Genomic DNA, 25421 nt, shown 5'->3' on the forward strand with positions numbered 1-25421 from the left:
CGAACGGCGCGCCGTCGGCGGTCACGGTCCGACCACTTCGTATCAGTCCGACAGCGACTGTTCGGGGAGCGGACCGTCGTAGCCGTCCGGGACGTACGCACACAGCGGGTCGCTTGCGAGTGGGTCGCCCGTGTATGCGTAGGCTCGTGACCGACTCCCGCCACAGACCTGGCGGTACTCGCAGGCCCCGCACTTCCCGCGGAGAGCATCGGGGTCGCGCAGGTCCTCGAACAGCGGCGACTCCCTGTAGATATCGACCAGATCCCGCTCGCGAACGTTCCCGGCGGCCTCGGGGAGGAACCCGGACGGGTAGACGTTGCCCGTGTGGCTCACGAACGCGAAGCCGTCGCCGGCGGTGATCCCGGTCCGGCGCCCGATGCCGTCAGGGGGACCGTCCCTGGCTTCGTCGCCACCGGTCGCCGAACGCTGCTGCTGGATCGCCACCCGCCGGTAGTGTGGCGCCTCCGTCGTCTTGATACCGAACGGGGCCTCCGAACTGACGGACGTGAGCCACTCCATGACGCGTTCCGCGCGGTCGGGCGAGATCGGATCAAGAACCTGACCGCGTCCGACGGGGACGAGGAAGAACACCGACCAGAGGACGGCGCCCAGGTCCGCGACGAGCTCGCGGATCTCGGGCAGTTCGTCCACCGTCTCGGCACAGACGGTCGTGTTGACCTGGAGCGGGAGGCCCGCCTCACGGGCGGCCCGTGCGGCAGTCACGGTCTGCTCGAAGCTCCCCGTCTCCTTGCGGAACGCGTCGTGTGTCTCGGCCGATCCACCGTCGATGCTCAGCGCCATCCGCCGGAGCCCTGCATTGGCGAGCGCCTGGATCCGGTCGGCCGTCAGTGACGTCGTCCCGCTGGGGGTGAGCGTCATCCGGAGGCCGCGGTCGACACCGTACTCGACGAGTTCGAGCGTATCGTCGCGATACAGCGGATCACCGCCCGAGAGGACGACGAGCTGGCCGTCGCCGAACCGGCGCGCCTCGTCGAGCAGCTGTTTCCCCTCCTCGGTCGTGAGTTCGTCGGGGTGTCGTCGCGGTTGCGCCTCGGCCCGGCAGTGTTTGCACGCCAGGTCGCAGGCCTGCGTTACCTCCCAGATGAGGACGAACGGTCGTTCGTCCGTGTCGATGTGCTTCGGTTGCATTGGTGATCCCGGAATCTCCGATCGTGTCGCTCGTAACGGTTGGTCCCCGCTCCCGTGTGGGCTATGCGACCCCCACTTTCAGGCGCGCCGCGGGCGATTCCAGACCGCTGCGTGGCGTTCTGCCGATCCCTACGGTACGGCAACGCAAAGGTCTGCGTCCGAAGCGTTTCGGTTCAGTCCCCAGCGCGTTCGGCCAGGACGAGTAGCGCGGTGCTGTCCTCCGTGGCTTTCGGCGAGACGTCCTGGTCGCCGTCGAAACGAGCGACGTCGCCGGCGGTCACCTCGTGCGTTTCCTCACCCAGAGTCAGCTCGATCTCGCCCTCGACGAGGTAGAGCACGATCTCGCGGTCGGGGTGGTCGTGCGCCGGTACCGCCTCGCCCGCAGCGAGCGTGAGCCGGATCGTCTTCGGTTCCGCGTCCGGGAACGCGTTGGCATGTGGCTCTCCGTCGAGGTCGTCGAGCGCTCTGATGGTCGTCACGAGTTCTCACCTCGTGGGTCGAACTCGTCACGTTTGAGCCCTTCGCGAACCGGACCGTGCTCGGCATCGGTCGGCGGCGGCGCGGTGACGAGGAAGGCTTCGAGGCGGGTGTCGTCGTCGGCCTTGACGCCACGGTCGACGTCGGCCTCGACGACGACCACGTCACCGGATTCGACACGGTGTTCGTCGTCGCCGTCCCGTATCAGCCCAGTCCCGGACTGCACGTGAATCGCGACGTCGCTTCCGGGCGCGTGGACTGGGATGAACTGGCCGGGTTCGAAGTACCCGCAGACGGCCTTCATCCGGTCGCTCGCGAACACTTCGACCGCGGAAAACTGGCCATCGTCGTAGGCGCGCTCCGCGTCGAAATCGGTGGCCGTCACGCTCCTGCCTCCGTTCGACAGACGTCACACCCGATCGACCAGACGGCGATGAGCGCGATGACGGCCGGAACGTGGGCGAGTACGAGCAACGGGAGGACGAGCCGACCGAGACCCAGTGTACTCCCCAGGGCCCGGACGCCGGTCCCGAACAGCGGGAGCGAAAGCAGTGCCGCGAGCGTGATGCCGGCCCGGATCAGGACCGACTGGTCGTCGATGAGGTGATGCAGGTGACGAACGTGGTCACGGATCACGAGTTCACCACCTCCCGGGATCAGAACCGACCGAGCCGATCGATCGCCACTTCTCGCCCAATGTTTTAGGTTGGCCTAAACTCATACAGGTGAGAATGGGCCAAGGAAATCAAAAAGCATTGGCCCGAATATCTTCCACCGATACCTCGGATACCGGTTCGGCCTCTGCCTCGAATTAGGGTGAACCGGTGATAACCCCCGTTCGATCGCCAATATCGCGTCTACAGGAGCTCGTGAGCCACACTCGCACCAATCCCGATCCCACCGAGCGCAAGCAGATAGAGGGTCACCGCAAGGGCGGCGGTTCCGCGATATCCGGGTATAGATGTCGTGACGAGAACGTATCCGGCCCCGATTGCCATCGCTGCGGCGGTGAGAACGCCGAGGACACCGCTCACTTTCCGAAACATACTCGAATATTTTCCGGCCGGCCAATTACGCGTTTGGGAGAGGTGAGCGATTCAACTCGATACCCACGGTTCAATGCCAGATGGGGAAATGTTCGCGGTCACTATCACGTTGCTCCGGGACGTACGTCCGGACGCAATGAGCAAACACGCGTTCCTGTTGCTGTCGCCACCAGAGAATCCGGGAAAGATCGCGAACCCGCTCGAATACGCTGTCCAACTCGACGAGGCGGGTCACGACGTCGTCGTCTGGTTCGACGGCGGGTCGACGTTCTGGTTCGAGAATCTAGCGGACCGTCCGGCGCCCGCACTCGACGCCTACGAGTCGGCGAAAGAACGGGACCTGATCGCCGGCGTCTGCAACCACTGCGCGTCCCACAAAGGCGTCATCGAGGATGTCGAGGCGGAGGGGTTCGAGATCACCGGCGAGAACCACCAGCCGGACGTGGACGCGCTCGTCGATGACGGCTACGAACTCCACATCGTCTGACCGACAATACACCCGACATCGAAACAGTCGGTTTCGACCGGGACCACGACGGACCGGTTGTGGTCGACGTCCGTATCGATCCCGAACAGACGTCTACCTAATGGTTCCAAGTGGGTGAATTGAACCAGCGACCGCTTCGCGCTCACCGACCGTCAGCTCGGGGAACCGGTGAGGATAGGTAGATGGGCTGCCGATCAATCCCAGGATCTCAGCCAACGGCTGGTTCTGACTACTTCGACGGTCAAGCGTGCTCGATCTCGACGTGCCAGACATCGGGTTCCGGGGTAGCCGTCTCGTAAGTGAACCCGCGATCTTCGATCACGTCGTAGAACGGTTCCGGCTCGAAACTGTTGATCAGAAGCAATGACTCACCGGAGTCCAGCTCGTTCAGGGCGGCCATGATGTCGCCGAACGGCTCGCCGTCGATCTCTCGGACGTCCAGTCGGCGCTCCGCCTCCGCCGATTCGAGGCTCATACGAAACGATAGGTGTCTTCGAGCGATATGAGACCTCCCGATTACGTTCGCGTCACTCCGCTACGCGGGACAGCAGGTCTCGTGTCGGTCGGATTCGGGGCAGACTTCGAGACACGACGCCTCCATCCGTTCTCGGAGGCGATACACTCCATCTTCAGGGAGTGTAAACCCGATATCGAACGCAGTCTCCTCGTCGAGGCCCGTTTCCAGGACCGAGTCGAAGAAGCTGGTGACGATACAGAGTCGCCACGCGATTCCCGAGGCGATGCCCTCTCCACGGCCGGTGAGCCGAACCCCCTGATACTTCTCGTAGTCGACCAGTCCCCGTTCGTCCAATTTGGCCACCATCTCCGTCACACTCGCCGGCGTGACGCCCAGATACTCTTTCAGTTCGCCGGTCGCGATGCGCTCTTCGGTGTCGGTCGAGAGCGTCGAGATGGCGAAGAGGTATCGCGCCGTCGTCCGCTCGACGTCCGACGGCTCGGGCGACGGGTCCGGGGCCGATCCCGTTCGATAGTCCGAAGACATACCTCATGATCTGTCATACCCCCGGGAAAGCCTGCCGCCGAATCTCTTCGTCCGAGCTCCGGCGTACGTTCCCCGAACATCTCTCCCCGGAGGACTTTCCCCACGGGCGAAGACGGGTACGGTAAATATGGCAATTCGCGGGAGTGACGACAAGGAAACGGGGCCGTTCGGACTGGATGTGTCCCCGAAAGGCCTCCAACCCAGGGTCGTGTTCGCGTTGCTGTTGGTCGGGTCCGCCGCCGGGATCTGGCTGTCTCGCTGGGGAGAGGCGTTTGTCGCGCGTGGGTTCTGGTGGCTCCTCGTCGTGGCGCTCGGCTCACTCGGTGGTGGCCTGTACTGGCGGCTCGTCCTGTTCGACGCGAGCGATTTCGAACACGACGACACGACCCGTGCGGTCAGCGAGCAGTGGCGACGCGTCGAAGCGTTCGCCGTTTTGGCGCTCCTGCTCGGTGGCGTCGGGAGCGTCGCGACCGGTGTGATGGCTCGACCGCTCGACCCCGGAGAGGTTGCCGTCGGCTTCGGAGTGGCCCTCTCGACGTTCCTGTGGGTCGGCCTCGATCGATACTCCGGTGACGAGCGTAGACAGACGGCGACATACGTTCGCTGGCTCTTCTTCGCAGTCGTCCTCGGGTCGCTCGCCGGCTTCGTCTGGACGGAGACGAGCGGACGCCCCCTCGAATGGGTCGTCCGTGCCGGTCACGTCGGGTCGTTCGCACTCTGGATCGGTGGTGCGAGCTGGCACAACTTCGTCGTCCTGCCCACGCTGCGGGCTCGCCCGGATGCGGCCGACGAGATCAAAGCGGGGGCACGCCGGTTCCGCCGGCACCTCCCGGTCGTTATCGCCGTGTTCCTCGCGACCGGGGTCTACCAGGCCGTTCGCCTCCTCGGGTACTCAGTTTCGGCGCTGTTCGGTACGCCCGTCGGTCGATTCGTTGCGGTCAAGTTTGCCATTCTGGCCATGTTGACAGGCCTTGTCGTGGTCAACTTCGTGAAGGCGCGAAAGGCGGACGATCCGGACGGATAACGGTTGTTCCGCGCGTGCTAGTCTACGCGCAGAGGAGACTGATCCTTCGGAGTCGTCCGAGACTGCTTGTGATTCGAGAGGGCCCCACCCTCTCGAACTACTTGACCCCGAGACAATTCATGGAGAGGATCCTTCCGGCATGTATCCCCACTCCTCGACGATCTCTGCGATCCGATCCTCGCCTATCTGGGATCTGTCGAACCGGACTTGGAGTTCCCGTTCGGCGTCGTCGACAGTGACGCCTTCGACGCCTCCTTCCTTGCGCAAGACCCGCTTGATGGTGGTTGCACAGTTTTCGCAGTCGAATGCAGAATCGGTGACACGGATCTGGGTCGTCGCGTTCATGGTCGTTTGTACATATTCTCCTGTTATTCGGTAACGTCTAGCACGAATGTGTTTCCATTTCGTTTTAAATCCTAGGGAGGAAACACGCCTATCAGTGACTGTCGGCCGCATCCTCTCGCTGACCGACCGGGCCCTACTTACGGGATGACCTGATCATCACCATCGTAGACGGTGATCGCATCGACTGGACAGACGCGCGCGGCCATTTTCGCCTCGAACTCCTCGCCCCCGGGTACCTCGCGGACGTACAGATCCGGGTTGGCCTCGTCGCTCCCGACGAGCGTCGCCTTGCCGGCGTCAATATCCTCGACGAACCGTTCCCACTCGGCGACACAGTTGAACATCCCGATACATGTGTCGCGGTCGAACTCGATGCGCACGGTCAGATCACGCGATTCTGGAGGTAGTCGAGGTGTTTGGCGTTGTATACGATATTGAGATGATCGGCCGCCGGCGATCCGATGCAGGTCAACCGGACGTTCTTGTCCTCGACCTCCTCGTCGGACAGGTTCATCTCTTTGGCCCGTTCGAAGTTCTCCTCGTCGTAGACATCCCAACCCTGGTCGTCCACCACTTCGTAATTGAGATATTCTACGATCGGCGTCACTCAATTATGACTGCTGTCTATTATAAATAGACTAGGCAAAATACGTACGCCCGACCAATTATCTCGGTGGTGAGGGTGTCATAGAATCCATCTCATACCGTGATGACGGTGCTTCCCGGATTGTCACCTCGTTCGTAGTTGGTGACGGCGACGACGAGTCGAACGCAGAGCGCAAGGAACACCTGCGCTCGGGCGTGGACGCGGCCTCGGGCGCGTAGCGTCCCGAGGCCGCAGTCCTTGACCGCATCGTTCGTTCGCTCGACCTGACTCCGGCGGTTGTACGTCTCGTCTAGGATCGACTGTTTGAGCTGAATCTCGTCACTGTGTTTCTCGATGCGGTCTTCGACTCTGTACTTGATATTGAGCGGATCGTCGGTGTTTCGCGGGTTGTACGGGGCGATTGGCACGACTCCTGCGGTCAGCAGGAGGTCGTGCCAGTCGAGCGTGTCGTAGGCGCTGTCACCGAGCATCCAGATCGGCTGGGCGACGGCGAGCGCGTCACGGGTGACGCGCATCGCCGTCTCTTCTGCGGCTTGTTTGCTCTCGGTGAACTCGGCTGCAATCGGGATCTTTGCGCCGGTTGAGACGATCGTACAGCCGTAGCCGTAATAGTACTCCTCAGCGGTTGGGTCGTAGTTCTTCGGCGCATCTGGGTCGGATGGCATCGCTCGCACGTCCGTCGAATCGATTCGGTAGGTCATGTCGAGCAGGCCGCGGGCGGCGGCCTGCTCGACGAGGTGGTCGAAGACTTCGTCGACGACGTGTTCGAGGTCGGTGAGGAAGCGATCGACCGCGTCTCTTGAGGGCGGTCGATCGAAGCCACAGCTGAGCCAGACGACCGTGTTCTGGAGTTCTCGTGTGACCGGGCGAATGCCGTAGATGTCCTTGTAGTAGCAGTGGAGGAACGCTCGGAAGAGTTCTGGTGGGTGGTGGTCTCGTGTTCGCCCCCGGCGAGCGGGGGCGAACACGTCGAACTCGCTGAAAAAGTCGAACTCAAGATGCTCGAACAACGCGAGCGTCTCGGTAGCCACGACATTGAAGAACTCGTCGATAGAACCCTCTTCTTGCAGGGTGCTGGCGCTCGTAGACACAGTTCCAACACCCTGCGTCCTCGTGTGTGAGGCTTTCTATGACACCCTCTCGGTGGTAGATTCCCAGTAGCCACCTACCCTTGTCAGCCGTCAACAGAGGCAACTAATACACAACTCTCCAGTTCGACGCGGATACTACGACGGTTACTATCAGAGCGAACAAGAACGGAACCCGTCATCAAAATCGAATCCCATCGATAAGTAAACTCACCGAGAAGGCCATCCAGGGAATACTGGACCGAAATATGTGTCCGGTTCTGCAGCCAGTGTTGTATCTACTCAGTACAGGTAGCGCAGGGATCGGCCAGTACAGAGATCGGATTTATTGGTCTGTCTCTTTCCAATCGTCTGTATCTCCTTCCCGGAATTCACCCTTGGCATGGCGCTCGTGGGGCCAGAAGGTGATACCCAGCAGTGCGACGTAGAACACGCCCACAACGGCAACCACAGCGGTCCCGGGGACACGGGCGATTCCAGCGGTTGTCAGCCAGTCTTGGCGCGGCGCGAACGCTGTAATCCTGAATACCCATGCGACCAATAGGACACTGAGCAGAGCAAGGTACACACTTTGGAGCCGGTTTGCAAGTGCTTCGAATACCGAGACTTTCAGCGTCGGCCTGCGATAGTCCCTGCTCAGTTCCGCTCGCCAGTCGTGACTTTCGACACCCTCGGACGGGTCGAGGGCGTTTGCGAACAGGTTCTCTTGGATAACTCTAACACGAGACCGAAAGACGTCGTAGTCCCGGTACCGCCGTGCTTCGATGCTCAGAAAGATGGTGACGACAACGACCCCGATCAGCAAGATATAGTGTGGGTTATCGGTACTCGAAAACGCCCACGTGAAGATTGCTGCCATCAGCGTCACCGCCCACGTCGTCGTCTGGTCGAGGCGCTGGCGCCACGTTCCCACTCGGTCTATCTCTCCACGATAGGCGTGGGCCATCACCGAACCGAGTCCCGTACTGTCGTCGACCATTTCACGGCCAATCTCCCGTTGGTCTGGTGCTGTTGGGTCGAACTCGTCGCTATTCGAATCGCTCATAGCGGAGAGACATCTCCTCGCTCCATAAGCAGGTATGGTGACGGCGTACTCTGAGTGTCATAGACTGGAGAACAGCAAACAGTACGCATACCTACTGAGCAGAAGGTTCGTCCCCAGAGTTTGAAATCAATCACCTTGGGAACTGTTCTCTGGCATCTTATAGCATCCAGCTACCCCGGTGCTGAATACGTCGATTGCGATACCGACAGCAATAGAACGACCAGCCAGTCAATAATGTCTGCAATACAAATAGGGGGCCGGGCGCTTTATTTTCTGAATCGAAGTATAACAATTGGAAATATGAGTGACTCGGAGACAATCTCACGGCCAGCCGATACGATGCGTGAACGGGTCGGCGAGACTCGTGTGAAGATCTGGTTTCTCATTAGCGCGAATCGGTGGCTCGTCACCGGTATCATACTTCTGATCACGTATCTCGTCCTACTCTTCGTTCACGTGGTCGGCCCGACATCACCACAGAAACTTGTGACGACCAGTGGGATAGGATCATTATTCGGCTCGATGGTCATCGCCACCGTCACGAGTGTTACCCTCGTCTTGTCGATCTCACAGTTCGTGCTCGCCGGGGAAATCGGCCCACTCGGTCAACAGCACGAGCGCATGTCGAACGAGACCGAATTTCGTGAAGCGGTAGAGAAGGCCGCGGGCATCGGTGTGAGTCCCGCCGAGCCATCCAGATTCCTCCGAACACTCATCGGGACGGTTGATACGAACGCAAGAGGGCTTAGCGATGCGGTTTCCGAGAGTGACAACTCGGAGCAGTTCGACGAAGTTGCTGAATACGCAGCTGGTCTCATCGATCACAGTCAAAAAATCAACGACGAGCTGGAAAACGCGGAGTTCGGATCGTTCCAGATGTTGCTCCCCGTATTGGATTACAACTACCCGTGGAAGGTGTTTGCTGCCCGGACGCTCCGAGATAAGTACACCGAGTCGCTCCCGGAAGAGGCAGACGATGCATTCGGCGACCTGATTGAGGCGCTCCGATTCTTCGGGCCAGCCCGCGAATACTTCAAGACACTCTACGTTCAGTGGGAGATCATCAATATTTCACGCGGAGTGCTGTACGGGGCGATGCCGACCCTCGCACTCGCCGGCTACATGATTCTCGAATTCGACGCTGCGAAAATCACTGGCACAGTGTTCGGCGTCAGTACTGCCTACCTCGTCGTCAGTGCCCTCTACGTACTCACGCTCATTCCGTTCGCCGTATTGCTCGCCTACCTCCTTCGCGTACTCACGGTTATGAAGCGAACGCTCTCGATTGGGCCGTTCATCCTCCGGGAGACTAAGCAACTAGAAGAAATTCGCAACGAGGAGTCAAGTGAAATACAGGAGGAAACATGATCAGAGACGGGAGTCCAGTGTCCCGATTATTTCCAATGACGCCCTGTAGTGATCACTGTGTCTGAATCAGAAAATATCTCACCGGTGGATTCGGCGACCGATCGTCTGATACGGTGGATTTTACTTACGGGTGATCGATTCCGAATCACCGCCGCTATCACTGGGTTGGTTTTCGCCATTTTTCTTCTGTTCGGGTTCACCGGATTCATTTCGCTATCCGTCTCGGACCGGGCTGTCTGGTTTCTCAGCGGGACGCTGAGCGGTCTCCTCACGCTCATCGCCATCGCCGTTGGTCTCAATCAGATCGTTCTCTCGCAAGAATTGGGCTCACTCGATGATCTGTACGACCGGACGAAGGGAACGTTCGATGTCCATCAGCAAATCGGGGACACCACGAACGTCTCCGTGAGTTCACCACAGGCGTCGGAATTTTTCCTACAATTTTCAAACGCCATCAACAACCGAGCGGGGGAGCTCGAAGCGGCGGGTGAGAAAGCCACCAACGAACAACTGCAAGAGGAGATCAGAGACTATACCGAAACACTCACCGAACAGACCGACAACATCAGTGCCGATCTCGAAAACCTCGGTTTCGAGCTAACCGATACACTAATCGTCCTGCTTGATTATCACGATTCGTGGCAACTCCACACGGCGCGTCGTCTCGATGCCACGTACGAGAATGAGCTTTCGGAGCCCGCGATCGAGGCGCTCGACGAATTAGAAGATCTCTTTTTGGGGCTCGACGCCGCGCGCGATTATATCAAATCGTTGTGGATACAGCGAGAACTCGCAGAGCTGTCTCGAATGATGCTGTACACCGGACTTCCGGCGGTCATCGTTGCCGGGCTGGCCATCTTTATCGCCCCAGAAATTTCCGGCCTCACGATTGCACGCCCGATCATTGTTGTTCTCCTCAGCGCGACTATCGCAGTCTCGCTCGTACCGCTTGCAGTCCTTCTCGCGTACGTTGTACGTATTGCGCTCATTGCCCAGCGAACGGCAGCGTTCGGCCCTTTCATCCCGGAAGACGAACAGCAGCGAATCAGCGGTCAGGTCACGACGGAATCACAGAATTCGGACAAGTAATGACCGTGAGATGTGGACACCGAGCACTAGAGCGTTCCCTCGTTTTTCATGGAGAGGGACCAACCGATACATACAGATTATAGCCGTAGCAGCGAATCGCCATTTGATAGAGAGAGTTAAATACACCTCCCAGCTATAAGACTCAGTGACCGTGTCGTGGTGAGATCGTTCCCCCCACGTGTTGCGCAGTCCGATCATGACCTCTCGACCAAATACTAATCCTACAGGTACGCCAACAGACGATTTCGAATCCGCCCTCGAAACACTCATCTTAGAGTCGTTCGCAGAGGGGGTCGCTATCGAGGGCGCGTGGGAGGTAACTCCTCCGTCATCGGTCGTCCCCAACTGGCGAATTACCATCGAGAAGACCGACAACGCCGACACCCCTCAAGACGAGTCTACGTTCCTCGACGAATAGGCAGATCCCCGTAGCGATCTGTCTCAGTAGATTCCGATACGTATCTATGGAGTAAGCGACTCCACCGCGTATCTACTCAGTATGTAAGTAGGACTACCAATACCGAGGATTTATATACGGACCGACTGAGATTCAAACGTACACCGCTGAAGTAGGCCACTGCTGACAGGGAGCGGGTGATGGGTAGGCGAGGTATGGGGATAACAATGTCAAAGACGCGATACACTGCTACTGCAGGAAGTACTGACTCCGATCTATCTACGACGACTATCTTCGAATTGCTCACGAACGAGCGCCGTCAACGTGCGTTGCAGTATCTCACACAGACAGTTGGTGCTGTCCCGATCAGTGACCTCGCCGACCAACTCACGCTCTGGGAGGGCGAACACACCCGCGAACAGTACGAGCGGGTCTGTACCAGCCTCGTCCACGTTCACCTCCCGAAGATGGCCGACGCTGGAGTCGTGCAGTACGACCCAGCATGCGAGACAGTCAACCCACAAGAGGCCATTGAGCAGCTCACGCCCTACCTCGAACTGGCTGGGCGCTCGGACAGTTAGCAGAGACACACTTCTTCCGTTCGGTACGCAGGTACAGTGAGCGGTTGATTCCGTCTCTCCCCGTTGAAATTATCTTCCTGCAATCGGTCAGTACAGGTGAGATAGATACTACACCTCTTGGAAATCGTTCAATTAGGTAGTTGATCGTCCGGGTTACTTTTGTGGTCCACAGATGACTGAAATATCATGAAGCGGCGACGATTTCTTACAATGAGTTGCTCCGGGATTCTGGCTGGTGTTACTGGCTGTCTGAGCTTTGCCGGGGGGAGTGGCGACGAAGATACGTGGTCGCCAGCCATCGAGGGGGCCGAACCGACGCTCTCATTCGCCGAGGAATCACGGCTGACAGTGGAAGCGAACGATATTGCCGGACTGACGGTCAAACTCCCCGATCCGCAGTTTATCGCGTTCCGATTCCGAAACGCGAACTGGTCGCCGAATCCGACGAGAACCTCGGATTCGTATCCACCTCGGTGGGTCTGGTCGCCACCCCGATCCGTGTCAGGTGAAATCCCGATTCAGATAGGTGACCACGCTGAGCCGGGTGAATACACATATGGAGTGAAAGTTTTTGCTGAACGTGGCCCTGACGCCAAAACAGCTGTTGAAACCTTCAGCATCACAATCACTGGAAATTAACCCTCCACTCAGTTCGCAAACCTACTTATCAGCTGTTTCATTACCAATAGTCCTGTAATCAATCGCCTTGTGAACTGTTCTATGGCACCCTATTGAACTGGACAGTGTAGTTTCGGGTTCGGAGTACTGGGGGCGTAGCACTCCCTGGGCTCGTCAGTGTGCGAACGCGAGTTCCCGACGCGTTCGCTTTTCCGTGAAAGGAGAATTCACGACTTCACGGCGTTGATTACGTCGGTATCTCGTACTCTTCCATGAACTCCACGGCCAGTTCTCTCGCGGATTCCACGTCCTCAACCAAGCCCAATTCGCCGTAGTCGTAGCCGTCCACTCGAACGAGATACCCCCATCCGCCGAAGCCGTTAGGTTCCTGAACGACATTGATAAACACTATCCGGCCGGTATCTGCGTGTTCGTAGGTGACGATCGTGTACTCACGGTTCAGAACGGGTCGTGATTCGTTCGCTCGACGACGCAGTTCCATCCTGCGGGCAGTGATGCCGATTCCGCCATATCGGTATCTCGTCGATGGATCCAGATGAATTCGAGTACGGATATATTAGTATCCCACTGTATTCGTCGGGACCGCCATCGTGTTCCAGTATAGACGATGTCGCAATACGGTGACTCGCCCGGATTCCCAGGGAGGATCCGCTCCTACTATCAGTTTACGCTGATACCTACCCAGTCACCGACGACATCAACCCGGATTTCGGTTTTGGCGGTACTGTCCTCGGCAACGATCAGTCCGGCAGTACGCAACGCGTCCTCGCACTGTCTCCGGACTTCGCTATCGCCCGGTGACGTCACTGAATCGTTCACTACGAGCGAGACCGTCGTTCCCTCCGAGAGATCGGAGATCGCGTCCCCACAGCCATCGGCGACACTTTCGGGGTCCCTGTCCCGTATCGCGGCGTCGGTCTGGACGACGTCGTCGACCTCGACGTACCGCCGAAACGCGTCCGGTGGGAGCTCGTAGCCTGTCGTAACCAGCAAGACACCGTCGCGGCCGGCCGGGTTCCGGACCACATCGGTAAGCAGGTCGCCGTAGTACTTCTCGAGCATGGACACGACGTGCTCTTCGGAGCCGTCTCTGGTTTCGATCAGGTAGGTCGCGCCGTCGGGTCGGGATTCGGTGGACATCGAAATGAAAGGGTACGGGGGACGGACGGGATAGTGGGCCGGAAACCGCCGAACGGAGTCAATATGGCTTGACACACGACTTCGACTGGGTCCCGTCCTCCGCAACCGACTGTACTCCCCGAAGAATCAACCTTCTTGTCGGGAATACCTTCGGCTGAACGATTGATACGGTGGCGGACGAACGGACGGATATGGAGAACGTCGTCTCGTACCTCTCGCAGACGGACGCGCCAGAGACCCGCCCGTGTGAGACTATCGACGCCCGCGAACTCCCGCCGCCACAGCCGATCAAGAACACGCTGGAACAGCTCTCCGAGATCGATGATTCGATCGTGTTGATCCAGTTGAACGACCGCCGTCCACAACACCTGTATCCGAAGCTGGATGACCGCGGGTACGACTACGAGACGCTCGAAGACGGCGATACGGTCGTCACCGTCATCTGGAAGGATTGACTCGCCTATGGCTGAACAGTAGTCCCCGGCAGCAATAGGCTCGGGCCAGTGACTGAGCGAGGTCACGCGTGCCCTCCGACCTCCTGAGAGAAGGGATCGTATTCATGAGAGCGGTGGAGAACGACGACGAGCGAGGCTGTCGTCCGACTCGACGGTGAATTCCTGGGATGTCCGATCCGCCGTGACGAACGCGTCTGATACGGTTCTCCCCCACGTCAGCGACTCCCGTTCGGTAATCATCGCTTCGATTGTCTGGGTGTATACGCAGCCACTCGTTCGATACCTGCGGTATCAAGTTCGGCCCTCACTGCCGGGGGGAGGTTTTCGAGTGCCTCGTCTACGTGTGGATCGACCGAGATTCCGTCGACTCTCAGTGCCACCAGCTTTCCGTGGTCCCCCTGTGCAGCAACCTCGAATTCGAACGGGCGATCCCGTTCGTCGATGGCATAGACCCAGACCTTCGAGAGGCCATTTACACTCTCCCAGTGAGCGCTGTTGAGGACTGTGAGGCCACCTGCCGGAGGGACACAGGGTGAGCCACACGCCTGGCACTGGCCTGGATGGGGTGAGGTGCCGACGTACTCGTAGTCGGTTCCACACCGGTAACACTGTAATGTCAGGATCATCGTCGACACTCGTTTGCCGGGGGTTCAGAGCCTCCCCGCTCGTCCCGGGTCAACGTCGATGGCATCGACGGGGCAGACATCGACACAGAGCATACAGTCGATGCACTGATCCTCGTGGGTCGGGTCAGCTTTAATTTCGCTTTCGGGGTGGTCAGGGGTATCGGTCCACTCGAACACGTCGACGGGACAGTCCTCCAGACAGGCCCCATCGGCGATGCAGATGTCGAAGTCGACAGCCACGTGTGTACCGTGGATGCCCAGCTCCTCGGGCTCGTCGACCGGCCCCCAGACGTTGTGTCCCTCGTGTTGCTCGACGACGTTACGGTTTTCCTCGAAGTTCGGATCGATAGCCATTGATATGTCCTCTGTTACGTTGGTTAGTGGTCAGTCCAGCCGGACGCTACCCGAGCGAGCCCTCCATCTCCAGTTCGATGAGGCGGTTGAGCTCGACCGCGTACTCGATGGGCAGTTCCTCGGTGATCGGCTCGATGAAGCCGGCGACGATCATCTGCTTGGCGTCGTCGTCGTCGAGCCCGCGGCTCTGGAGGTAGAACACGTCCTCGTCGCCGATCTTGCCAACCGTGGCCTCGTGGGCCACGTCGACCTCGTTCTCCTGGATCTCCATGTACGGCATCGTGTCCGACGTGGACTCGTTGTCGAACATGAGCGCGTCACACTCGACGGACGTGGAGGCGCCCTCAGCGCCGTCGGCCATGTGGACGAGGCCGCGGTAGTTGGTGCGGCCGCCGTCCTTGGCGATGGACTTGGACTCGATGGTCGACTTCGTGTCGGGCGCGTTGTGGTAGACCTTCGCGCCGGTGTCGATGTCCTGGCCCTCACCGGCCATGGCGATGGTGATGTGGTTGTCGGTCGCGCCGGGGCCTTTGAGGATGGTGCTCGGGTAGAGCATCGTCGCCTTCGAGCCCATCGAGCCGGAGACCCACTCCATGGTCCCGTCGGCCTCACAGATGGCGCGCTTCGTGTTGAGGTTGTACGTGTTCTTCGACCAGTTCTGGACGGTCGAGTACTGGACGTGTGCGTCCTCGCCGACGAAGACCTCGACGCCCCCGCTGTGGAGGTTGAACGCCGAGTACTTCGGTGCGGAACAGCCCTCGATGTAGTGGACCTCGGAGTTCTCCTCGGCGATGATGAGCGTGTGCTCGAACTGGCCCATCCCTTCCGAGTTCATCCGGAAGTACGCCTGGACGGGCATGTTGACCGTCGTGTCCTCCGGGATATAGACGAACGAACCGCCGGACCAGATCGCGCCGTGCAGCGCGGCGAACTTGTTGTCGCTCGGGGGGACGCACTTCGTCATGAAGTGCTCCTTGACGAGTTCCTCGTGCTCCTGGACGGCCTTGTCCATGTCGCAGAAGATGACGCCTTTCTCCTCCCAGCGCTCCTGCATGTTCTGGTAGACGATCTCGGACTCGTACTGGGCGCCGACGCCCGAGAGGGCGTTCTTCTCGGCCTCCGGGATGCCCAGTTTGTCGAAGGTGTCCTGGATCTCCTCGGGGAGGTCCTCCCAGTCCTCGGCGCCGCCGCGGGTCTCGATGTCCGGGCGGATGTAGGGAACGATCTCCTCGATCTCGACCTCCGAGAGGTCGGGCTGGCCGGGCCAGTCGGTCGGCATCGGCATCTCCTGGAACTGCTCCAGGGCGCGCAGACGTCGCTCGAGCATCCACTCGGGCTCGTCTTTGTCCTCCGAGATGATCCGGACCGTCTCCTCGGTCAGTCCCTTCTCCGTCTCGAACGCCGAATTCTCCTCTTTCTTGAACTCGAAGCGGGCCTCGGTGTCGGTCTCTTGTAGGTGGTCTTGGTCTGAGCTCATGAATTCACGTTGAGACCCTGACCACATAAGTTTAGCTCACAGCAAATTTTGATTGCTATCTGTGGAAATATTCCCTGGATACCCCGTTATAACTATTTGTATTCGTAACTAATTTTTTCGGTGTAAAAACTTACTATCGCTCCGATCCAAAAGAGGTGTATGGTATCAATGTCCATTGGTCGACAGCCCGGAAAGCGATCTGATGATCGACCTCCGCACAGGGTCGGCCAAATTAGTTCGGACGAGACGTTCCGGAGTTGTCGAGACTGGGATGTTCGCTTGTCCCACCGGCGGCGGCGCTCTCGCTCCCATACCGGGGGTAGTCAAACATGACTGAGTCATTTATGACGTCAGGGGTTCGCGAAGAGACCTATCCAGAGGAACACGACGAAACGGGCGAAGAGAAGCAGAATGAACGCTCAGTTGAAACGTGTCCCGAGTGCAGTGGACGCGTCGTCCATAACGAGACCCAGGCCGAAACACACTGTCAGGACTGCGGTCGCGTGATCGAATCGGACCAGATCGACTATGGTCCGGAGTGGCGTGCGTTCGATTCGCGCGAAAAGAACGACAAATCACGGGTCGGTGCTCCCCAGACCCAGCAGCTACACGACCGTGGCCTGTCGACGGTTATCGACTGGCGAGACGAAGACGCGCATGGGCGGTCGCTCTCGTCCCGTCAGCGAAAGAAAATGCGGCGTCTCCGAAAGTGGGACGAGCGGTTCCGGACAAAGAATGACCGAGAACGGAATCTAAAGCAGGCGCTGGGGGAGATCAGCAGAATGGTCTCCGCGCTCGGATGTCCCGATCCGATCGGAGAGACGACGAGTATGTTGTACCGGCAAGCGCTCGAAAAGGACCTGATCCGGGGACGTTCGATCGAGGGGATGGCAACGGCGGCCCTCTATGCCGGCTCCCGCCTGGAAAACGCACCCCGAACACTCGACGAAGTTGCGACCGTGAGTCGCGTCGATAAACTGGAGATCGAGCGTGCCTATCGCTATCTGGCGGGTGAGTTGGAGCTGGAAATGGCCCCCACAGATCCCGAAGCCTACGTCGCTCGGTTCGCTTCCGAACTGGGGTGTCCCGACGAGACAGAACGTCGGAGTCGGGATCTGATCCAGGCCGCGGTCGAGGCGGGCGTTCACAGTGGGCGAAACCCCGTCGGGATCGCCGCAGCAGCGCTGTACGCGGCCGCTAAACTCACGAATCAGGACGTCACGCAACCCGAACTCGCCGAGATCGCCGATGTGAGCGAGGTCACGATCCGGAACCGGTACCCGGAGATTCTCGAAGCGGCAGGTGGAGTGGCGGACAGGTGAACAGACCCAGCCAGAGAACAGTCCTCTTTTGCCCGTCATGTGGACACGAAAGCTCCCTGCGGAGATTGGAACATTTACCGGAGCGGTGATCCGTGACGGCAACCGTGTTCAGGTGCGAAAACCCGCTACAACTACACTTCGGGACGACGGTCTTGAGTAGTATCGTGCTTCGTCGGGTGGCGCGAACGCGCCACCGTGCCCACTGTGACCTCCAGCTACTGCTCCAAGGCGACTAACGATCCCCCTATCTAAGAACGTACGGTTGATACTGGTCGTGGACAGTCGCCTCCGTCACGGGAGATGTATTCGGCCGCAAAAGACGACTCCAACCAGTCGAAAAGTAAATTTAGAGTGGACAGTTCCCCGGACGAGTCGGCCCAAGCCCCGGTCAAACACCCGACCTCGACGATTCGACAGCGAGCGGAGCTGATTCCCGACGACGGGTCAGTCGCGGCTGAACGACGTGGTCCGGCCCCACGAGGTTGACTTCCCCCAGAAACCCGACCGCAGGCACTCGAGCTCGACGATCTGGGAGTTGTCGACGAACAGGTTCACGTTCGGGCCGAAGTTCTTGACGTACCACTCGAACTCCTCGGGGCTGGGCGCCTCGAACACCAGGTTCTCGATGCCGAGTTCGGTCGCGATCTCGTAGACCACGTCCGTCCGCCAGTCGCTGACGTTCTCGGTTATCCCCTCGGCTTCGACCATCAGCTTGTAGGCCCCCGCATCGAGGTGTTTCCGTCCCTCCTCGATGGCGAGACGGGGGTCCTGCTGGACTTCCGAGAGCAGTTCCTCCTCGCTGGAGGCCCCGCCCGCGCCGAATTGGACGTTGATCTCGGGTTTCGGCTTGAGGCCGTGGTCGGCGACCAGTTCCGTCAGTTCGACGAGATCGTCGGTGTCGACCGCGAGAAATCCGGAGGAGATCTCCACAACGTCGAACCCGAGTTCGCCCGCCTCGACGACGTACTCCTCGACGAGGTCGTTATCCCTGACGAGGACGTTCTCGACGAACCCGCCGGTCGACACCTCCACGTCGTACTCGTGGCAGACCTCGATCAGCTCCCGGACCGCGTCCTTGGGCATGAGTGCGAACGATCCGCCCGAGAACTTGTAGATGTCCACGTACTCGCCCATGGTTTCCAGGATATCTCGCAGTTCCCGGGGCCCCATCGGGTCGTAGTACGGACCGCGGATCTCCGTGATCCCCGTTTCGCGTGGCTTGTCCGGGCGGTCGTTGACGTGGAGAAAGTCGAACGCGCGGTCGTTCCGTGACATGGCATCCGATCGTAGGAGACGAGCGAAGACACGAGTACGGCCGAATATGATATGGTTCGAATTTAATAGGAGTATATCAGTGAGGAAACAGCGGACGCACCCGTATATTCCGCCCGATCAGGATTCGGCCGACGCGGTCGCCAGCCGTTCGCCGGCACGCTCGAACAGTATGTTGTTCTCCTTGTGGACGTGCATGTGGGTGTCGCGTTCGAGGTTGTCGAGGCGCTCGAGCATGCTTCGGTAGCTCGGGCAGGCGTCATCGGGCACGGCGTAGCCGTTGGTCAGCTCCGCGATCCGCTCGAGACGGGCCGCCGTCGCAGCGTGGTCCTCCTCGAAGGTTCGGATCTCCTCGCGCAGTCGCTCGGTCTCGTCGGCCGAGAGCCGTTCGCCGCGGTCGAGCTTCCCGACGACGGGGAACAGCTCCTCCTCTTCCTCGTCGATGTGCTCACGCATCTCCGCCGCGAGCTCTCGGTACTCCGCCTCGACGTCGCGGAGTTCGGGGTGGTTCTCGCCGTGGACCTTCGCGACCGTCTCGACGATGTCCTCGAGTTTCGGAAGCTCCTCGCGGAGGTAGTCGTGATGTGCTTCGACGACGTGGTCGGCGAGGTCCTCGAGGCCGTCCCACTCGTAGTCGGCGGCGTCGCCGTCGCTCCGGTCTCGGGCCTCGGCGAGCCGGTCGCGGACTTCGTCTATGTCCAGGTTGTTCCGGTCGCAGGCGGTTGCCAGCGTCTGGTCGCCGTCACAGCAGTAATCCAGTCCCAGTGATTCGAACGTGCGGGCGCAAGCGGGCGATTCCTTGACGAGCGATGCAAGTGTGCGTTCTGGGTCGATGTCGGTCATGATTCGTGTTGGATTCGTCGTCAGTCAGTCCTCGGCGACGATCACGTAGTACGGACCGTCCCACTGGTTGACCCACTCGGGTGCCGACGAGTGGTCTGCGAGCAGGTTGGCCTCGTAGGACTCGTCGGGGTACGGGTTCCCCGTATCGTCGGTGGCGTCCGTCCGCGGGACACGGAACGTGACCTCGTCCCGCTCGCGGGCGGGGATCAACTGTCGTCGGTCCCAGTCGTGGTCCTCTCCCGGCGAGTCGACCCACTCCTGGGGGTGAAACGTGACGGCGACGGTCCCCGAGTCGGGATCTGCTTCGCTCGCTCTGTCGGCGTCAGCCATCGTCAAAATGGCGCGTCCGACGCGTCGCCGGCCGTTTCCTGTCTTCCAGCCAGTTCGCTGTCGGCCGCCTCCGTCTTGCCGATCAGCACCCTGAATTCCCCGGGCTCTTTCTGTCGGTACTCCCATCGGAACTCCGGTCCCGTCTCGGCTTCGAACTGGTGGTACAGCGGTTTAGGATCGTGGTCGTTGACCAGCACGAACCCCGTTCCGCCCTCCAGGTCGTCGTACGCGGCGAAGATCTGTTCGTGGCGCTGTGCGGGCGGGAGGTCGCGCACGTCCAGCTCTTCGATGACCTCGACCGCTTCGTCGCCCGCTTCCGCTTCGCTCGTTTCCTCGGAATCGCCGGCGTCGCCGTCTCCCTCCTTCGTGATCTGGACGCGACAGCGACCGGGTTCGCTCTCGACGACCTCCCAGGAGAAGGCGTTCCCGTACCGTTCCCGGAACTCCCCGCGGAGCGGTCGCGGCTCGTGGGGTGCGATCAGTTCCAGTGTCCCGCCCTCAGGGATCATCCCGTAGCGATGGTGGATCGTCGGGTGGCGCTCCTCCTTGGGGATGTCGCGAACGTCGTATCGGGTAACGATGTCCTCGTCGTCGGCGTCGGACTCGGCCGTCTTGACGACTTCGACCCGCCAGCCGTCGCCGCCGCGGCTGTGGTACTCCCAGTCGATCACCTCGCCGTGCATCGACCTGAGTTCGTGATACAGGGGTTTGGGGTCGTGGTCGTTAACCAGTACGAACCCCTCGTCGGCCCCGAGTTCGTCGAAGATACCGAGCAGCGCCTCGTGTCGCCGCTGAGGCTTCAGGTCGCGAACGTCGATCGTCCCCAGGTCACCGTCCAGCGACTCGCCCTTGGACACCGTGAGTTCTCGCGGCACCTCGTCAGGATCCGCGTACGTCCACTCTACGTCCCGGTCGCGTTCGATCTGATAGCGGACCAGGTGGGGATCGAGATCGTGGTCTGCCACGATTTCGACGTCATCCCCGGTATCTGACTCCGATAGCGTATCGAACAGTATCTGACGGTACTCGTCTTCTGAGTGGTCCCGTAGGTCGAGATCCGTTTCCATCTCTGGTGTTAGTCCTCGCGCCCGACCTAATATCTCCATGGCGAATCCCTTCGGGATCCCACTTGAGCATCAGTCGATCGAGTCCCGACGATCCACCGGACGGATTCGACATCGACGTCCACTGATAACGTACTTCGAGGGTATCGCTGAGTTTTTGAACGTATTACTTCAACCCGACTCGAACATATTCACGCCAACATATTTTTAGGACGCCCTAAAATACATTGTACGAAGGAAACCGGATCGGTTCAGTCGAGCGGACGATCGAGCAACCAACTCACGATACACCACCATGCCCCACGCACAACTCACGCTTACGATTCCGGATGCAGTCTGGATCAGCGAGGTGTCCCGCTCTCATCCCAACACGCGCTTTCGCGTGCTTGCAGCCACTGCGAACATGGCGACCGGTGTCGCCCGAATCGAGATACTCGGCGAAAACCCCGAAGCCGTCTGCGACGAGTTCGAGACGTACGACTCGGTAACCGATCTGACGGTCTTCGAATCCGGCTCCAGGACGTGTCAGGTCCAGGTCGAAACGACCGTCCCCCTGTTGCTAACCTCCCTACAGGACGCTGGCGTTCCCCTGGAGATGCCCTTCGAGGTCAAAGACGGCGAAATGGCACTCGAAGTGACGGTTCCCCAGCAGACGCTCTCGGATCTCGGGGAAACCCTCGACCAGTTCGGTATCCAGTACACCGTCGAACGGATCCAGCAGGAACCGGACTCGGATTCGCCGCTCCTGACTGAGCGCCAGCAGTGGTTGCTCGACGAGGCTATCGACCGCGGGTACTACGACACGCCGCGGCGGACGACGCTCGTCGACCTCGCCGAAGAACTGGACATGGCGAAGTCGACCTGTAGCGAGATCCTCCACCGCGCGGAGGAGCAAGTGCTAAAAGAAAACAGAAGTGGCGACCGAGATATCCCTTCCGGGGTCACTGTCACGTCCGATTAACTGTTCACATGATCCTGTCTTGAAGATAATCGAGGTGTTTCGCGTTGTATACTAACCGGATATAATCGCTTGCCGGGCGTCCGATACAAGTCAACCGGACGTACTTCTCTCGTATCTCCTTGTCTGAGAGCGTCTGATTCCCGTCCATCTCGATGGCGAACTCGACGTGCTGCCGACCGGTAAGTTGGTCGTACACGTGATAGGCGTCGGGGAGAACGCCAGTTCGTCGTCGGACAGCCTCGCCGTCTCGCTGTGCGTCGTGACCAAGAACGGTGACGGAGCCCGCAGTCGGTCGAATGAAATCGAGCAGGGTGTCGATCGTCTTCGATTTCCCGGCGCCGTTCGGCCCGAGAAAACCAAAGATCTCTCCCTCCTCGACTGTCAGATCGAGGCCGTCGACGGCGACGATGCCCCCGAATCGCTTCGTCAGCCCGTCGATCTCAATCGCGGACATTCTCGCCTCTCCTTGGCGCATCCCCGCAAACCGGTCGCTCAAAATCCATACTCCACACAGAAGCCCCAGTCCGGGATAAGTACCGTTATTTTAATTACATTTAACAGCGATGTAACTCAAATTTATTTGAGCAATCGATACCGAGTTGCTGCTGGTTGAGAAGCGCCAGTGGTGTTCACCGGCAGGTGAGTAGCTACTCGGGCGGTTGCTCAAGTAAGGAAACCTGTAGCGACTCGTCGATCCCAAAATCGAGAGATTCCCCAGCAAAGGATACCGAGCAGACAAGTTTAGCGGGCCGATCTGGTGCGCTATCGGTGACGAAGACGTCTGCCGCGATGTATTCGAACAGTTCCCAGAGGGGGGACATCAAACAGTGACACTTCGTGATTCCAGAAGAGACCGACTGTCGCTGGATGGAACGCGACTGCGACTTCGACCGGCAAATGGACGGTAAAACCGCAGTTCGAACATAAACAGCGATATGTATATCGAGTCTGCTCCCCGAGAGCGTGTGACACAATGACTATTTCGGCGCGACCGTAACACTCCGGGCAGATTGACTCCCGGAGATGCATGTACGAACTCCAGATGCGATAGCCGAAACTCTCGACGATCTCTCTCGGCGTGCGATTTCGCAACTGACTCTGCGGGAACGAATCAGTGAGGAGCGTTGCACCACACGATTCGCACTGAATCATGAACTCCTCCCGATCGAGCGTCGCACGGAGTGGTGCTTCGCCACAGTACAGACAGGTACCATCGACGCATCGCTCATCGAACTTCGAGGCGCTCTCGTAGACGCCGGAGAGGATGCTTCGAATCAGTTTCCGCCCGCTATAGGTAAGACAGTATCCATCGGGTGTCTGGCTGACGAACTGACCGATGAGCTGGTCGAGGTGATACGGGAACTGGGAAGAGCTATCGATGTCCACTGCATCGTGCAACTCACTGAACGGAAGCGGGTGGCGATGCCGTTGCTGGTCCCGCTCCGTTTCCGCGAGTACGAACAGTATCTGGAGTCGCTGGGGGGTTTCCGAGTGCCGCAATGCCCTCCACCGCTGCCTCCGAGATGCGGCTACTTTGATCGGCCTCGACCATTTGAACTGCACCTCCGAGTGACAGCGATATGTATCTCATCCCTGAATCTATCGATGAGCCGCCGTGCCACAGGCTGCTCACCGGCACAGAAACGTCGGTCACTCATCCACCGTATTCCATCGAGTAGTACTGCTTCAGACGTTCGAACCGGTGGTGATCAGGACGAAGACGATTAAGGTCAGTACTGGTAGCACACCGAGCTATTTCGAACTCTGTCAAGCAACCGTTCTTCCCGCGTTGGTACCGTCCGTCCGAGAGGTCATGGGTCATGTTACCGTATAAGTTCGCACCGCAACGAGCCTTCACGATACTGTGGCAAACGATACTTTCGATGGCGACACCGACTAAGTCGATCCGGCAGTTCGAATACTCACAGGCGTCTCTCAAAGAATAGCAGTAGCGGAGAGAGAAGACTACGGCAGAGTTGCCTTGAGCGCCCACTTCTCGAGGCCTCTGCGTTCCACCTCGTATTCAGAGAGTACGTCACTCGGATCCCCATCGGCATCCACCAAGTCGATCAGAAAGTCACCAACTGGAGTCGGATCGCGGTCGCTGACGAGATAGAGTGGCTCACTGGGTTCGAGGGAGTCGAACGCCGTTCGCACGCGGTCGACGCGTTCTTGCGCCTCGAGCCCGCGGATGTCGAGCGGGTCCTCGGGCAGTTCGAGACGATCCGCGGTATCGAGGCGGTCGTCGACGGCGTCGGCGACCGACCGGAAGGCCTCGGGCGCCGTGCCTGGTTCCGGTTTCATCTGCAGATCGGTCGAGAACGGGAGGCGCGCTAGCACTGGCATCTCGAGGTCGTCGGCCAGCGAGCGGTCGGGAAACATGTCATGGGGGTGGCCACAGTCCTCGCAGACGAACCGCTCCATATTCACGACGCAACCGAGGACGGGAACGCCGTTCTCCTCGAAGAGGCGGCGGCTCCGCCGGGTGTCCTCGACGCTGGTGTGGAACGGCGTCGTGACGAAGACCACGCCGTCGACGGGTACCTCTTGCAGCGTCGTCAGGAGGACGTCACTGGTCCCGGGCGGCAGGTCGATGACGAGTGTGTCGGGGTCGTCCCACGCGGTGTCGGCGAACAGGTCAGAGAGGGCATCGTGAGCCATCGCGCCGCGCCAGGCCAGCGGCCCCCCCTCGGTCATCAATCCGACGCTCATCACCTCCATGTCGTCGACAGTGGCTGGGATAGGGTTATCATTCTCGTCTGACATGATCGGTCCCGCCACGTCGAGCAGCGAGGGCGCGTTCGGGCCGAAGATGTCGGCGTCGAAGAGCGCGGTATCGCGGTCGGCAGCGAAGGCGCAAGCCAATTGCGTGGCGACCGTCGACTTGCCCACGCCGCCCTTCGTTGAGGCGACGGCGACCACGGTGTCGATCTCCGCGATCGATACCCGGTCGCCAGTGTCGACCTGCGCGGGCTCGACGTGTGCGGACTCGACGCCATCGACGCTCCGGACCGCCCGCAGCATTGTCTCCATCACTTCGGTGGTGGTCCGTGGGTCGAACTGTGCCAAGTCGGCCTCGACAGTGACTGAATCGCCGTCGACAGTGATGTCAGCGACGAGACCGGCCTCGAAGACGTTCATCCCGCTCCGGGAGTCTTCGACCGCCCGGAGGCTCGCTTCCACATCGTCTCGTAGGTGGGGTTTGGATTCGCTCATGAATGAGATCTTGAAG

The 25421-nt window shown here is 59.7% G+C and carries 31 protein-coding genes and 1 pseudogene; 8 read left to right on the forward strand and 24 right to left on the reverse strand.

What is annotated here, in order from left to right:
- Positions 1-42: 42 nt before the first annotated feature.
- The 5 genes from PSC72_RS08170 to PSC72_RS08190 form a co-directional block, all read right to left on the reverse strand.
- Entirely contained in the window at positions 43-1149 is a 1107-nt protein-coding gene (locus PSC72_RS08170) for a TIGR04053 family radical SAM/SPASM domain-containing protein (RefSeq protein WP_274325388.1), read from the reverse strand.
- A gap of 173 nt (positions 1150-1322) precedes the next feature.
- Positions 1323-1628: a cupin domain-containing protein gene (locus PSC72_RS08175; protein WP_382261464.1), complete on the reverse strand. Its 306-nt coding sequence runs from the start codon at positions 1626-1628 to the stop codon at positions 1323-1325.
- Positions 1625-2011, reverse strand: coding sequence for a cupin domain-containing protein (locus tag PSC72_RS08180; protein WP_274325389.1), 387 nt, complete (start codon positions 2009-2011; stop codon positions 1625-1627). The genes PSC72_RS08175 and PSC72_RS08180 overlap by 4 nt, the downstream gene beginning before the upstream one ends.
- On the reverse strand, positions 2008-2262 hold the full coding sequence (locus PSC72_RS08185; RefSeq protein WP_274325390.1) for a hypothetical protein: 255 nt from the start codon (positions 2260-2262) through the stop codon (positions 2008-2010). The genes PSC72_RS08180 and PSC72_RS08185 overlap by 4 nt, the downstream gene beginning before the upstream one ends.
- Positions 2263-2483: 221 nt before the next feature.
- Positions 2484-2672: a hypothetical protein gene (locus PSC72_RS08190; RefSeq protein ID WP_274325391.1), complete on the reverse strand. Its 189-nt coding sequence runs from the start codon at positions 2670-2672 to the stop codon at positions 2484-2486.
- Between the two features lie 136 nt (positions 2673-2808).
- Here PSC72_RS08190 and PSC72_RS08195 point away from each other — a divergent pair, with 136 nt between their 5' ends.
- The gene (locus tag PSC72_RS08195; protein ID WP_274325392.1) at positions 2809-3159 is read left to right on the forward strand and encodes a DsrE family protein; all 351 of its coding nucleotides are present in this window, start codon (positions 2809-2811) and stop codon (positions 3157-3159) included.
- A gap of 241 nt (positions 3160-3400) precedes the next feature.
- Here PSC72_RS08195 and PSC72_RS08200 read toward each other — a convergent pair whose 3' ends face one another.
- Both PSC72_RS08200 and PSC72_RS08205 read right to left on the reverse strand, forming a co-directional pair.
- The gene (locus tag PSC72_RS08200) at positions 3401-3634 is read right to left on the reverse strand and encodes a DUF2249 domain-containing protein (protein WP_274325393.1); all 234 of its coding nucleotides are present in this window, start codon (positions 3632-3634) and stop codon (positions 3401-3403) included.
- 60 nt (positions 3635-3694) lie between these two features.
- The gene (locus PSC72_RS08205; protein ID WP_274325394.1) at positions 3695-4162 is read right to left on the reverse strand and encodes a metal-dependent transcriptional regulator; all 468 of its coding nucleotides are present in this window, start codon (positions 4160-4162) and stop codon (positions 3695-3697) included.
- Positions 4163-4289: 127 nt separating this feature from the next.
- Between PSC72_RS08205 and PSC72_RS08210 the strand changes: the two genes are divergently transcribed.
- Positions 4290-5186, forward strand: a complete 897-nt coding sequence (locus PSC72_RS08210) for a CopD family protein (RefSeq protein WP_274325395.1) — start codon at positions 4290-4292, stop codon at positions 5184-5186.
- 117 nt (positions 5187-5303) lie between these two features.
- On the opposite strand, the gene PSC72_RS08215 is transcribed toward PSC72_RS08210, so the two are convergent.
- From PSC72_RS08215 to PSC72_RS08235, 5 genes are all read right to left on the reverse strand, one after another.
- Positions 5304-5531: a heavy-metal-associated domain-containing protein gene (locus tag PSC72_RS08215; RefSeq protein WP_274325396.1), complete on the reverse strand. Its 228-nt coding sequence runs from the start codon at positions 5529-5531 to the stop codon at positions 5304-5306.
- 137 nt (positions 5532-5668) lie between these two features.
- Positions 5669-5911, reverse strand: coding sequence for a ferredoxin (locus PSC72_RS08220; protein WP_274325397.1), 243 nt, complete (start codon positions 5909-5911; stop codon positions 5669-5671).
- A 2-nt stretch (positions 5912-5913) separates the two neighbouring features.
- Complete coding sequence (locus PSC72_RS08225) at positions 5914-6138, reverse strand: alkaline phosphatase family protein (protein ID WP_274325398.1); 225 nt, start codon at positions 6136-6138, stop codon at positions 5914-5916.
- Positions 6139-6230: 92 nt separating this feature from the next.
- Entirely contained in the window at positions 6231-7229 is a 999-nt protein-coding gene (locus tag PSC72_RS08230; protein ID WP_274324770.1) for a transposase, read from the reverse strand.
- A gap of 322 nt (positions 7230-7551) precedes the next feature.
- The gene (locus tag PSC72_RS08235; RefSeq protein WP_274325399.1) at positions 7552-8271 is read right to left on the reverse strand and encodes a DUF2270 domain-containing protein; all 720 of its coding nucleotides are present in this window, start codon (positions 8269-8271) and stop codon (positions 7552-7554) included.
- 300 nt (positions 8272-8571) lie between these two features.
- Here PSC72_RS08235 and PSC72_RS08240 point away from each other — a divergent pair, with 300 nt between their 5' ends.
- The 3 genes from PSC72_RS08240 (at position 8572) to PSC72_RS08250 (ending at position 11706) form a co-directional block, all read left to right on the forward strand.
- On the forward strand, positions 8572-9639 hold the full coding sequence (locus tag PSC72_RS08240) for a hypothetical protein (protein ID WP_274325400.1): 1068 nt from the start codon (positions 8572-8574) through the stop codon (positions 9637-9639).
- A gap of 57 nt (positions 9640-9696) precedes the next feature.
- Positions 9697-10728, forward strand: coding sequence for a hypothetical protein (locus PSC72_RS08245; protein WP_274325401.1), 1032 nt, complete (start codon positions 9697-9699; stop codon positions 10726-10728).
- Positions 10729-11352: 624 nt separating this feature from the next.
- Entirely contained in the window at positions 11353-11706 is a 354-nt protein-coding gene (locus PSC72_RS08250; protein WP_274325402.1) for a DUF7344 domain-containing protein, read from the forward strand.
- Between the two features lie 865 nt (positions 11707-12571).
- On the opposite strand, the gene PSC72_RS08255 is transcribed toward PSC72_RS08250, so the two are convergent.
- Together PSC72_RS08255 and PSC72_RS08260 are read right to left on the reverse strand one after the other, a co-directional pair.
- On the reverse strand, positions 12572-12826 hold the full coding sequence (locus PSC72_RS08255) for a hypothetical protein (RefSeq protein WP_274325403.1): 255 nt from the start codon (positions 12824-12826) through the stop codon (positions 12572-12574).
- Between the two features lie 179 nt (positions 12827-13005).
- On the reverse strand, positions 13006-13485 hold the full coding sequence (locus PSC72_RS08260; RefSeq protein ID WP_274325404.1) for a hypothetical protein: 480 nt from the start codon (positions 13483-13485) through the stop codon (positions 13006-13008).
- A gap of 191 nt (positions 13486-13676) precedes the next feature.
- Here PSC72_RS08260 and PSC72_RS08265 point away from each other — a divergent pair, with 191 nt between their 5' ends.
- A complete protein-coding gene (locus PSC72_RS08265) occupies positions 13677-13940 on the forward strand; it encodes a DUF2249 domain-containing protein (protein WP_274325405.1) in 264 nt (87 codons plus the stop codon).
- A gap of 236 nt (positions 13941-14176) precedes the next feature.
- Here the strand turns inward: PSC72_RS08265 and PSC72_RS08270 are convergent, their stop codons facing one another.
- Genes PSC72_RS08270 through sufB form a run of 3 tightly spaced genes read right to left on the reverse strand, consistent with a single transcriptional unit; the run spans position 14177 to position 16397 of the window.
- Complete coding sequence (locus PSC72_RS08270) at positions 14177-14566, reverse strand: hypothetical protein (RefSeq protein ID WP_274325406.1); 390 nt, start codon at positions 14564-14566, stop codon at positions 14177-14179.
- A 24-nt stretch (positions 14567-14590) separates the two neighbouring features.
- Positions 14591-14920: a 4Fe-4S dicluster domain-containing protein gene (locus tag PSC72_RS08275; RefSeq protein ID WP_274325407.1), complete on the reverse strand. Its 330-nt coding sequence runs from the start codon at positions 14918-14920 to the stop codon at positions 14591-14593.
- 46 nt (positions 14921-14966) lie between these two features.
- Positions 14967-16397 (reverse strand): Fe-S cluster assembly protein SufB, encoded by a 1431-nt coding sequence (gene sufB / locus PSC72_RS08280; protein ID WP_274325408.1) that lies wholly within the window; start codon positions 16395-16397, stop codon positions 14967-14969.
- Positions 16398-16726: 329 nt separating this feature from the next.
- Here sufB and PSC72_RS08285 point away from each other — a divergent pair, with 329 nt between their 5' ends.
- The gene (locus PSC72_RS08285; protein ID WP_274325409.1) at positions 16727-17719 is read left to right on the forward strand and encodes a transcription initiation factor IIB; all 993 of its coding nucleotides are present in this window, start codon (positions 16727-16729) and stop codon (positions 17717-17719) included.
- Between the two features lie 444 nt (positions 17720-18163).
- Here PSC72_RS08285 and PSC72_RS08290 read toward each other — a convergent pair whose 3' ends face one another.
- From PSC72_RS08290 to PSC72_RS08305, 4 genes are all read right to left on the reverse strand, one after another.
- The gene (locus PSC72_RS08290; protein WP_274325410.1) at positions 18164-18994 is read right to left on the reverse strand and encodes a phosphosulfolactate synthase; all 831 of its coding nucleotides are present in this window, start codon (positions 18992-18994) and stop codon (positions 18164-18166) included.
- A gap of 117 nt (positions 18995-19111) precedes the next feature.
- On the reverse strand, positions 19112-19834 hold the full coding sequence (ric, locus tag PSC72_RS08295) for an iron-sulfur cluster repair di-iron protein (RefSeq protein WP_274325411.1): 723 nt from the start codon (positions 19832-19834) through the stop codon (positions 19112-19114).
- A 24-nt stretch (positions 19835-19858) separates the two neighbouring features.
- Positions 19859-20164 (reverse strand): hypothetical protein, encoded by a 306-nt coding sequence (locus PSC72_RS08300; protein ID WP_274325412.1) that lies wholly within the window; start codon positions 20162-20164, stop codon positions 19859-19861.
- 2 nt (positions 20165-20166) lie between these two features.
- Complete coding sequence (locus PSC72_RS08305) at positions 20167-21231, reverse strand: DUF2249 domain-containing protein (protein WP_382261475.1); 1065 nt, start codon at positions 21229-21231, stop codon at positions 20167-20169.
- A 400-nt stretch (positions 21232-21631) separates the two neighbouring features.
- Between PSC72_RS08305 and PSC72_RS08310 the strand changes: the two genes are divergently transcribed.
- Complete coding sequence (locus tag PSC72_RS08310; RefSeq protein WP_274325414.1) at positions 21632-22189, forward strand: helix-turn-helix domain-containing protein; 558 nt, start codon at positions 21632-21634, stop codon at positions 22187-22189.
- A 139-nt stretch (positions 22190-22328) separates the two neighbouring features.
- Here PSC72_RS08310 and PSC72_RS08315 read toward each other — a convergent pair.
- The 3 genes and pseudogenes from PSC72_RS08315 to PSC72_RS08320 all read right to left on the reverse strand — a co-directional run.
- Positions 22329-22643: pseudogene (locus tag PSC72_RS08315) on the reverse strand (ATP-binding cassette domain-containing protein); the annotation flags it as partial.
- Between the two features lie 308 nt (positions 22644-22951).
- Entirely contained in the window at positions 22952-23752 is an 801-nt protein-coding gene (locus PSC72_RS25720) for a DUF7351 domain-containing protein (protein ID WP_456071268.1), read from the reverse strand.
- Between the two features lie 402 nt (positions 23753-24154).
- A complete protein-coding gene (locus tag PSC72_RS08320) occupies positions 24155-25405 on the reverse strand; it encodes a P-loop NTPase (protein WP_274325415.1) in 1251 nt (416 codons plus the stop codon).
- Positions 25406-25421 lie beyond the last annotated feature (16 nt).

This window comes from Halosimplex aquaticum, from assembly GCF_028747785.1.
GTDB classification, from domain to species: domain Archaea; phylum Halobacteriota; class Halobacteria; order Halobacteriales; family Haloarculaceae; genus Halosimplex; species Halosimplex aquaticum.

Excerpts from the sequence above, each read along its gene's own strand:
- PSC72_RS08250 (WP_274325402.1), top strand. The coding sequence starts at position 11,353 with ATGTCAAAGACGCGATACACTGCTACTGCAGGAAGTACTGACTCCGAT.
- ric (WP_274325411.1), bottom strand. The coding sequence starts at position 19,834 with ATGACCGACATCGACCCAGAACGCACACTTGCATCGCTCGTCAAGGAA.
- PSC72_RS08275 (WP_274325407.1), bottom strand. The coding sequence starts at position 14,920 with ATGGCTATCGATCCGAACTTCGAGGAAAACCGTAACGTCGTCGAGCAA.
- PSC72_RS08195 (WP_274325392.1), top strand. The coding sequence starts at position 2,809 with ATGAGCAAACACGCGTTCCTGTTGCTGTCGCCACCAGAGAATCCGGGA.
- PSC72_RS08260 (WP_274325404.1), bottom strand. The coding sequence starts at position 13,485 with ATGTCCACCGAATCCCGACCCGACGGCGCGACCTACCTGATCGAAACC.
- PSC72_RS08290 (WP_274325410.1), bottom strand. The coding sequence starts at position 18,994 with ATGTCACGGAACGACCGCGCGTTCGACTTTCTCCACGTCAACGACCGC.
- sufB (WP_274325408.1), bottom strand. The coding sequence starts at position 16,397 with ATGAGCTCAGACCAAGACCACCTACAAGAGACCGACACCGAGGCCCGC.
- PSC72_RS08210 (WP_274325395.1), top strand. The coding sequence starts at position 4,290 with ATGGCAATTCGCGGGAGTGACGACAAGGAAACGGGGCCGTTCGGACTG.
- PSC72_RS08320 (WP_274325415.1), bottom strand. The coding sequence starts at position 25,405 with ATGAGCGAATCCAAACCCCACCTACGAGACGATGTGGAAGCGAGCCTC.
- PSC72_RS08265 (WP_274325405.1), top strand. The coding sequence starts at position 13,677 with ATGGAGAACGTCGTCTCGTACCTCTCGCAGACGGACGCGCCAGAGACC.
- PSC72_RS08300 (WP_274325412.1), bottom strand. The coding sequence starts at position 20,164 with ATGGCTGACGCCGACAGAGCGAGCGAAGCAGATCCCGACTCGGGGACC.
- PSC72_RS08305 (WP_382261475.1), bottom strand. The coding sequence starts at position 21,231 with ATGGAAACGGATCTCGACCTACGGGACCACTCAGAAGACGAGTACCGT.
- PSC72_RS08285 (WP_274325409.1), top strand. The coding sequence starts at position 16,727 with ATGACTGAGTCATTTATGACGTCAGGGGTTCGCGAAGAGACCTATCCA.
- PSC72_RS08240 (WP_274325400.1), top strand. The coding sequence starts at position 8,572 with ATGAGTGACTCGGAGACAATCTCACGGCCAGCCGATACGATGCGTGAA.
- PSC72_RS08310 (WP_274325414.1), top strand. The coding sequence starts at position 21,632 with ATGGCGACCGGTGTCGCCCGAATCGAGATACTCGGCGAAAACCCCGAA.
- PSC72_RS08235 (WP_274325399.1), bottom strand. The coding sequence starts at position 8,271 with ATGAGCGATTCGAATAGCGACGAGTTCGACCCAACAGCACCAGACCAA.
- PSC72_RS08215 (WP_274325396.1), bottom strand. The coding sequence starts at position 5,531 with ATGAACGCGACGACCCAGATCCGTGTCACCGATTCTGCATTCGACTGC.
- PSC72_RS08205 (WP_274325394.1), bottom strand. The coding sequence starts at position 4,162 with ATGTCTTCGGACTATCGAACGGGATCGGCCCCGGACCCGTCGCCCGAG.
- PSC72_RS08190 (WP_274325391.1), bottom strand. The coding sequence starts at position 2,672 with ATGTTTCGGAAAGTGAGCGGTGTCCTCGGCGTTCTCACCGCCGCAGCG.
- PSC72_RS08200 (WP_274325393.1), bottom strand. The coding sequence starts at position 3,634 with ATGAGCCTCGAATCGGCGGAGGCGGAGCGCCGACTGGACGTCCGAGAG.
- PSC72_RS08270 (WP_274325406.1), bottom strand. The coding sequence starts at position 14,566 with ATGATCCTGACATTACAGTGTTACCGGTGTGGAACCGACTACGAGTAC.
- PSC72_RS08255 (WP_274325403.1), bottom strand. The coding sequence starts at position 12,826 with ATGGAACTGCGTCGTCGAGCGAACGAATCACGACCCGTTCTGAACCGT.
- PSC72_RS08170 (WP_274325388.1), bottom strand. The coding sequence starts at position 1,149 with ATGCAACCGAAGCACATCGACACGGACGAACGACCGTTCGTCCTCATC.